At 63.8% G+C, this 5,877-nt stretch carries 9 protein-coding genes; all 9 read right to left on the bottom strand.

Translation table 11 applies throughout. The features are described 5' to 3' along the window. Positions 1-31 precede the first annotated feature (31 nt). The gene (locus KBA32_RS16165) at positions 32-385 is read right to left on the bottom strand and encodes a hypothetical protein (RefSeq protein ID WP_294361187.1); all 354 of its coding nucleotides are present in this window, start codon (positions 383-385) and stop codon (positions 32-34) included. A gap of 2 nt (positions 386-387) precedes the next feature. After that, positions 388-666: an HU family DNA-binding protein gene (locus tag KBA32_RS16160; RefSeq protein WP_294361186.1), complete on the bottom strand. Its 279-nt coding sequence runs from the start codon at positions 664-666 to the stop codon at positions 388-390. Between the two features lie 6 nt (positions 667-672). Continuing rightward, positions 673-1,044 (bottom strand): hypothetical protein, encoded by a 372-nt coding sequence (locus KBA32_RS16155; protein ID WP_294361185.1) that lies wholly within the window; start codon positions 1,042-1,044, stop codon positions 673-675. Positions 1,045-1,058: 14 nt separating this feature from the next. Further along, a complete protein-coding gene (locus KBA32_RS16150) occupies positions 1,059-1,277 on the bottom strand; it encodes a hypothetical protein (RefSeq protein ID WP_294361184.1) in 219 nt (72 codons plus the stop codon). Further along, positions 1,277-1,810, bottom strand: a complete 534-nt coding sequence (locus KBA32_RS16145) for a dUTP diphosphatase (RefSeq protein WP_294361183.1) — start codon at positions 1,808-1,810, stop codon at positions 1,277-1,279. The genes KBA32_RS16150 and KBA32_RS16145 overlap by 1 nt, the downstream gene beginning before the upstream one ends. Continuing rightward, positions 1,800-2,255, bottom strand: a complete 456-nt coding sequence (locus KBA32_RS16140; RefSeq protein WP_294361182.1) for a hypothetical protein — start codon at positions 2,253-2,255, stop codon at positions 1,800-1,802. Before KBA32_RS16140 ends, KBA32_RS16145 begins: the two co-directional genes overlap by 11 nt. After that, positions 2,252-4,915, bottom strand: coding sequence for a DEAD/DEAH box helicase family protein (locus KBA32_RS16135; RefSeq protein WP_294361179.1), 2,664 nt, complete (start codon positions 4,913-4,915; stop codon positions 2,252-2,254). Before KBA32_RS16135 ends, KBA32_RS16140 begins: the two co-directional genes overlap by 4 nt. Before the next feature lie 84 nt (positions 4,916-4,999). Beyond that, the gene (locus KBA32_RS16130) at positions 5,000-5,194 is read right to left on the bottom strand and encodes a hypothetical protein (RefSeq protein WP_294361177.1); all 195 of its coding nucleotides are present in this window, start codon (positions 5,192-5,194) and stop codon (positions 5,000-5,002) included. A gap of 14 nt (positions 5,195-5,208) precedes the next feature. Continuing rightward, positions 5,209-5,646 carry a deaminase gene (locus tag KBA32_RS16125; protein WP_294361175.1) on the bottom strand — a complete coding sequence of 146 codons (438 nt, stop codon included), beginning with the start codon at positions 5,644-5,646 and terminating at the stop codon, positions 5,209-5,211. Between the last annotated feature and the right edge of the window lie 231 nt (positions 5,647-5,877).

Raw genomic sequence — 5,877 nt, 5'->3', positions numbered from 1 at the left:
GAGGGTTTTTTAAGCGGTTTGCCCTGCCCGCTCATTTAAAAGGAATGTCATCGTCATACTGATTCTGCGGAGCACGCTGCTGCGGCGGCGGCGCCTGCCGCTGCTGTTGCTGACCGCCACCCTGCTGCTGGTGGCCACCACCGCCACCCTGCTGGCCGTTCTGGTCCTTCGGCTCGAACATCGACAGCAGAAGCGACTCGCCGCCCCGTCCGGAGAAGTCCGGCACGCCGGCCGGGTTGAACCAGCGGTTCAGCATGATGAACTTGCCGCCATCGTCGCCCTGCATGACGGCGCCGACGTTCTGCCAGCGGCCCTTTTTGTTGCCCTGCTGGTCTTGGTACTCGCTGACCTTGACGGCCAGATCGTAGAGCTTGCGTGCGGCCATGATTACTCCTTGTTGGCCGCAGCCTTCAGCGCCGCGGCAGGTTTGATGGTGACGGCACGACGAGCCGCGACCTGCACGGTCTCGCCGGTCTTCGGGTTGCGCCCGGTGCGAGCCGCGCGATTGGTGACGCGAATCATCATCAGGCCGCTGAGTTCAACGCCTTCCCCGCGCGAGACGGCCCCGGTGATAGCGCTGATGGTGCTGTTGATGACGGCTTCGGCGTCGCGCTTGGTCACGTCTGCGGCGGCAGCCACTTCGTTGATGAGCTCTCGTTTGTTCATTTGTGGTCAGTCTCCATAGAAGAAAAGGTAGTCGTCGCAGTCGAGCTCGATCGCATCGGTCCGGATGCTCAGGAACTGGACCCAGCCGTCGTACTCGCGGGTTTTCGCGCTGTGCAGCTTGATCTTCATGTGGCACTCGTTCAGCTTGGTCTGGTAGTCGTCCTTGACCACCAGCCGCGCGCCATGCGGTGCTGCGCTCGATGCATAGACGGCAGACATCGACTCCTCGACTTCGAGGCCCTTCTCGCGGACCTCCGCAATGAGAGCCTGCTGCTGCTGATCCCACCAAGCGAGACGCTCTGCATGGTGGTCGCGCTTCGCGCTCGCCGCATCAGCGACGTCCGCCGCCGCGTACTTGAACTTCCAGTTTTGACGCATCTGCGTCTCCTTGATCAGCGGCCAGCCCGGAGGTCGGCCAGTTTGCGGGTAAGGTCCATCGAGGCGCGCCTGACAGCGCCGTTCTCGCGCGGGTTGCTACACAGGTCGGGCCACGTCGGCCTGATGTTGGCAAGCTGCGCGCGCGCCGCCGTGTCTGCAGCCAACGCAGCCTCGGCCGCGGAGACAAACCGCTTAGCCTCGGCAACCGCGTCAATCAGCGTCGACTTGTTCATCACGCCACTCCCGTCGAACCGAACCCGCCGGCAGCGCGCTCCGTCCGCTCGGCGAACGACTCGACGACGACGTACTCGGGCCGGAACGCCGGGACGATCATCATCTGGCACAGTCGGTCCATGGCATGCACGGTGAACGGGCCCGCCGTGGTGTTCCAGATCGTGAGGCCGACCTGACCTTGGTAGTCGGCGTCGATCAGGCCGACGAGGTTCGAGAGCACGATCCCGCGCGATCCGATGCCAGAGCGCGGCAAGATCAGGCCTGCAGGCGCGAAGTGCTCGTCTTGCGGAGCGATCTGGTCCGGGTCGTCGTCCAGCGAATCCAGATGAACCGCGAAGCCTGCGCCGAACTTCACGCGCGCTCCCGGGCCGATGATGAACGTGCCGTCCAAGCGCTCGAATTCGCCAGAGGCGGAATCCACCTCCACCGAGCACGCCCGCAGGTCGACGGCTGCCGAGCGGCTGGTGCCGTACTTCAGCGCGAACTCGGGCTGCAGCAGGCGGTCGTCAAGAACCTTCAGGTTAACCTTCATCGGTGCCCCCGCCGCAGCCGCGCTCGGCCTGCTCGTCAGCATCGGAAGGCACCACCACGAATCGATACAGCATCGCCATGGCTGCATAGTTGATGGCGCCGAGCATTTCGCGCTCCCATCCGTCGGCGTACATGCCCTGAGCCTCCCGGAGCTTTTTCTCCGCCTGACCAGTCAAGAAGCCAATCCCATGCGTGCGTGCGATATCGACCCACGGCTGCTCGAAAAACTCGAGCCCCTTGCCGTGACGCTCCTCGCCCTTGCCGAGCACGGCCTGATCGATGCAGCGATTGAACACCTCCTGCAGCGGGTGATGCTGGGCCTTGCGGCCGGCGCCCGGCCCGCCGCACGTCATGTCGACGATCTTCACGTTCGGATGATCCGCCGCGATTCGTTGCAGCAGCTCCTGCAGCGCGCTGAGCGCGCCGTCTTCCTCATGTTTGCTCATAACAGCTCCGACTGGATGATCCTCGCATTTTCATCGCCGGCGAGGTAAGCGGCTTTGTGCGCCTCGAAGCGCGCCCGCAGGTCCTTCAGGGCCTTGGGTTTCATGTACCTGATGTCACGGAATGATACACCAAATGTGGGTAACGGGTACTGGTTTGCGCTTTCCGACCAAGCCGTCATGTCCGCAATCAGCGCGGAGATCAGCTCCTGCTTTGCGGCGCGCGCCTGCACGATCTTCTCGGCTGCTTTCGGGTTGTGACCGAGCGCGATCAGCTCCTCCACGGTCTGCGCGCGCCCCTGCTCCTGCCGGCGCTGGCGTGACATCGCCTCGCGCATCTCGGGCGTGATCTCCTGCAGGTCGCCGTCGACGTGCGCGATCTGTCGAGCCTTGGTGGTGTAGACGTGGCCGCAACCCGGGCAGGCAGGCGCTGGCTCGTGGCACGTGTAGCACTTCGGGCATTGCGTGACGGCGACCACCTCCTCGTCGTCCTTCTTGCGCTTGCCGCGCCTCTTCTTCCCTTCCAGCGTCCATTCGTGATCCGCATCCGGCAGGCCGTGCCGATTCACGTTCCCGACGTGGTCGATGATGATCGCGTGCGCCTTCGATTCGTGCGGGCGCATGGCGCGGCCAACCATCTGGACGTGAAGCGACAGAGACTGCGTGGCGCGCAGCAGGATCACGCCGTCGCAAGCCTTCACGTCGAAGCCCTCGGTGCAGATCATCACGTTCGACAGGATCAGGATATCCCCGCGCTCGAACGCCTTCACAACCCGCCGTCGCTCCGCCCTGTCCATCGTGCCGTCGATGTGCGCAGCAGGGATGCCGGCCGTGTTGAACTGCTCGACGACGTGCTGCGAGTGCTGGACATTCACTGCGAACACGATGGCGCGCTTGCCGCCAAGCAGCGTCCGGTAGTGGCGGATCACGTCGCCGATGATCTGCGGCTTGTCGGTCGCAGCAGCCAGCTCGGAGGCCACATAGTCGCCGTACTTGGTATGCACACCAGAGAGATCTAGCTCTGTCGGCGGCGCGAAGTATTTGTACTCGGACAGCGCGCCGCGCCCGATCAGGTCGCGCACAGACGGGCCCGGAATCATGCTGTCGAAGATGTCGCCCAACGGCTCGCCGGACAGGCGCTCAGGCGTGGCCGACAGGCCGAGGATCACCGCGCCGCGGTCTGCGAAGTGGTCGATGACGAGCTTCCATGTGGCCGATACGGCGTGATGGCATTCATCCACGATCACGATGTCGTAGCGCCCGAGATCGACCTCGCGCTTCAGGCGCGAGCGCACCGTGTCGATCATGCCGATCTGGACACGAACTGTTCGATCGAAGGTGAGCCCGGCCGCGATGCCGGAGTGCTTGACGTCGAATGCCTGAAAGGTGCGGCTTGCCTGTACGAAAAGCTCCTCGCGGTGCACGAGGAACAGCACTCGGCGCATCTTCTCGGCAGCAGAGCGCGCAACGTAGGCTCCCACAACGGTGTTGTGAGTCACGGTGAAGTCGCCGAGCAGGAAAAGCCTATCCGGCCCGTCGAGCTCAAACCCGTAGTAATCCCCGTCACCAATGGGCTCGACAGTGATCCCGGTGAGCAAGTGGTTCTTATTGATCGTGCGCTCGCCAGACCGCTTGCGCGCGAGGCGGCACGGAATTCTGCTGACGTCTCCGGAGATTACGAGCGACCAGTAGCAGCCCTCCTTGCCGTTGTTCCCGCACACCTTCTTGACCGGAGAGAGCGACACGGCAAAGCCGAGCGAGCGTGCAAGGAACGCGGCCTGCCGCGCGATCCGCTCTGACTTCTGGGTCAGCGTGAAGACCTTGCGCGCGAGCGAGCCGTCCGTGTCGAGCAGCCCGGCGAGAGTCTCAAGCCGAACGTGCTCAGACCCGAGCAGGTAGTCGTCGGGGATATGCTTGTCCATCCAGACCCCATAGCCGCGGAGCAGGTCCAGAAACGGATTGATACGGACGTTCCCGCCCTTCTTCCCCGTGGTCATGTGAACGACCACAGACCAGTCCGAGTTCTGCTCGACGCGCGGCTTTAACCCGAGCGATCGGCCAAAGCGGACAAACTCGTCGGCAATTGGAGTATCAGCCGTGGTGATCGACGGGCAGCGTGACGTTCCGTCGCCAAGCCAAGCCCCCATCACGTAGGCCGGAATGCTTGGCGCTGGCCGGCGCGGAAAGTCGACGGCGACCCGCCATCCCTTCGCGTAAGACCTGAACGTCTTGGTTGTGCGCAGGTAGTCTCGCACCTCGATATTGACGACATCCCCCGCCTTCGCAGTGCTCCCGTCGGGCAGGTTGAACCGCCAGTTTGCACGGCCCATTTTTAGGCTTAAAACGTGGCTTTCATTGACCACGTAAGCCTCCCCGATTCGCGGAATGACGCGATACAGCGGCTCTCGCCCGCGGGCAAGCGACACGACGCGACGCGGTGCGCTGTCCGGCCCCATCAGCAAGTCGCCGACCATTACGTCCTCGACCGCTTTCACGCTGCCGTCGAACATCAATACCGGCGTCCCCCTGCCGAGACACTTGCCGAAGCCGCACGGCGCCTGCAGCAGAATGCGTCGCACACCATCGGCGATGAGCGAGCGCGCAGCATTGACGGAGACTTCCTGATCAACAGGACGTAGAACAATCACATCAGCATCCCCCATAGATGCCCCCTGAAAGAAGGAGCCGCGGCAGGCCTGCAGGGAAACAGGCTCTTCAGGAGCTACCCTAGCCGCGGCAGTTGAACGTTACTGGCGAAGCCGCTCGAACACACGTCTGAGCGCGTAGCTGCGGACGAACGACACCGCCGTGAAGATCCCCGTAATCGCCACGTGCTCGCCCGCGCTCGCATGCAGGCCGAACAGCGGGAACACGGCGACCTGCGTGGCGAGCGCGACGCCGAATCCGACGGCGATGTTGGCCGCCGACTCGACGGCGGACATGCGGCGCGACTGCTTCACTCGTAGTACCTCGCCCCGACGCCCGACTCTGCGAACTGCAGCTGGGCGACCACGTTCGCATCCTGCCAGCGCGATCCGTCGTAGGGCGACGGTGACACCACCACGGACACGCCAGCCTGAATGAGCAGCGCGGCACACTGCGGGCATGGGTGCTTCGTCACCACGGCGGTGCAGCCCTTGATCGACGTGCCGACGCGCGCAGCAGCGGCGATCGCGTTCGCTTCGGCGTGCACCATCATGATCAGCTTTGCGTCCTTGTCGGCGTATCGCTCGACATCATCGGACACGCCGCGCGCGAAGCCGTTGAATCCTGTCGCGCGCACCTCCATGTCCGGGCCGACGATCACGCACCCGACCTTCCTGTCCGGGTCTTTCGACTTCGACGCAGCAAGGCGCGCCATTTCGATGAAGTATTTTTGCCAGCTCGGGCTCACCTGAGCACCTTCGCCTGAATGACCGCCGACAGGACGGCAAGCGCGACCGCACCGATGACCGTGCAGATGTAGGCGAGGACGGCTGCACGCACGAAGCTACGCCGCCGCATCGTTCTTGGCCTTCTCTTGAGCGGCCTTCTTGCGCGCAGCCGTCTTCAGCTTGCGGTCAACGGCACCCTGCATTTTCGCAATCAGCTCGATCGTGATCGGCGGGTTTGCTTTCCAGCGGTC

It is taken from the genome of Propionivibrio sp. (assembly GCF_017995515.1).
GTDB lineage: Bacteria > Pseudomonadota > Gammaproteobacteria > Burkholderiales > Rhodocyclaceae > Propionivibrio.
This window is presented reverse-complemented; position numbering and strand designations above follow the sequence as displayed.

What these genes read in the sequence shown, in the direction of transcription:
- KBA32_RS16165 (WP_294361187.1), bottom strand. Translation starts at nt 385, where the DNA reads ATGGCCGCACGCAAGCTCTACGATCTGGCCGTCAAGGTCAGCGAGTAC.
- KBA32_RS16160 (WP_294361186.1), bottom strand. Translation starts at nt 666, where the DNA reads ATGAACAAACGAGAGCTCATCAACGAAGTGGCTGCCGCCGCAGACGTG.
- KBA32_RS16155 (WP_294361185.1), bottom strand. Translation starts at nt 1,044, where the DNA reads ATGCGTCAAAACTGGAAGTTCAAGTACGCGGCGGCGGACGTCGCTGAT.
- KBA32_RS16150 (WP_294361184.1), bottom strand. Translation starts at nt 1,277, where the DNA reads ATGAACAAGTCGACGCTGATTGACGCGGTTGCCGAGGCTAAGCGGTTT.
- KBA32_RS16145 (WP_294361183.1), bottom strand. Translation starts at nt 1,810, where the DNA reads ATGAAGGTTAACCTGAAGGTTCTTGACGACCGCCTGCTGCAGCCCGAG.
- KBA32_RS16140 (WP_294361182.1), bottom strand. Translation starts at nt 2,255, where the DNA reads ATGAGCAAACATGAGGAAGACGGCGCGCTCAGCGCGCTGCAGGAGCTG.
- KBA32_RS16135 (WP_294361179.1), bottom strand. Translation starts at nt 4,915, where the DNA reads ATGGGGGATGCTGATGTGATTGTTCTACGTCCTGTTGATCAGGAAGTC.
- KBA32_RS16130 (WP_294361177.1), bottom strand. Translation starts at nt 5,194, where the DNA reads ATGTCCGCCGTCGAGTCGGCGGCCAACATCGCCGTCGGATTCGGCGTC.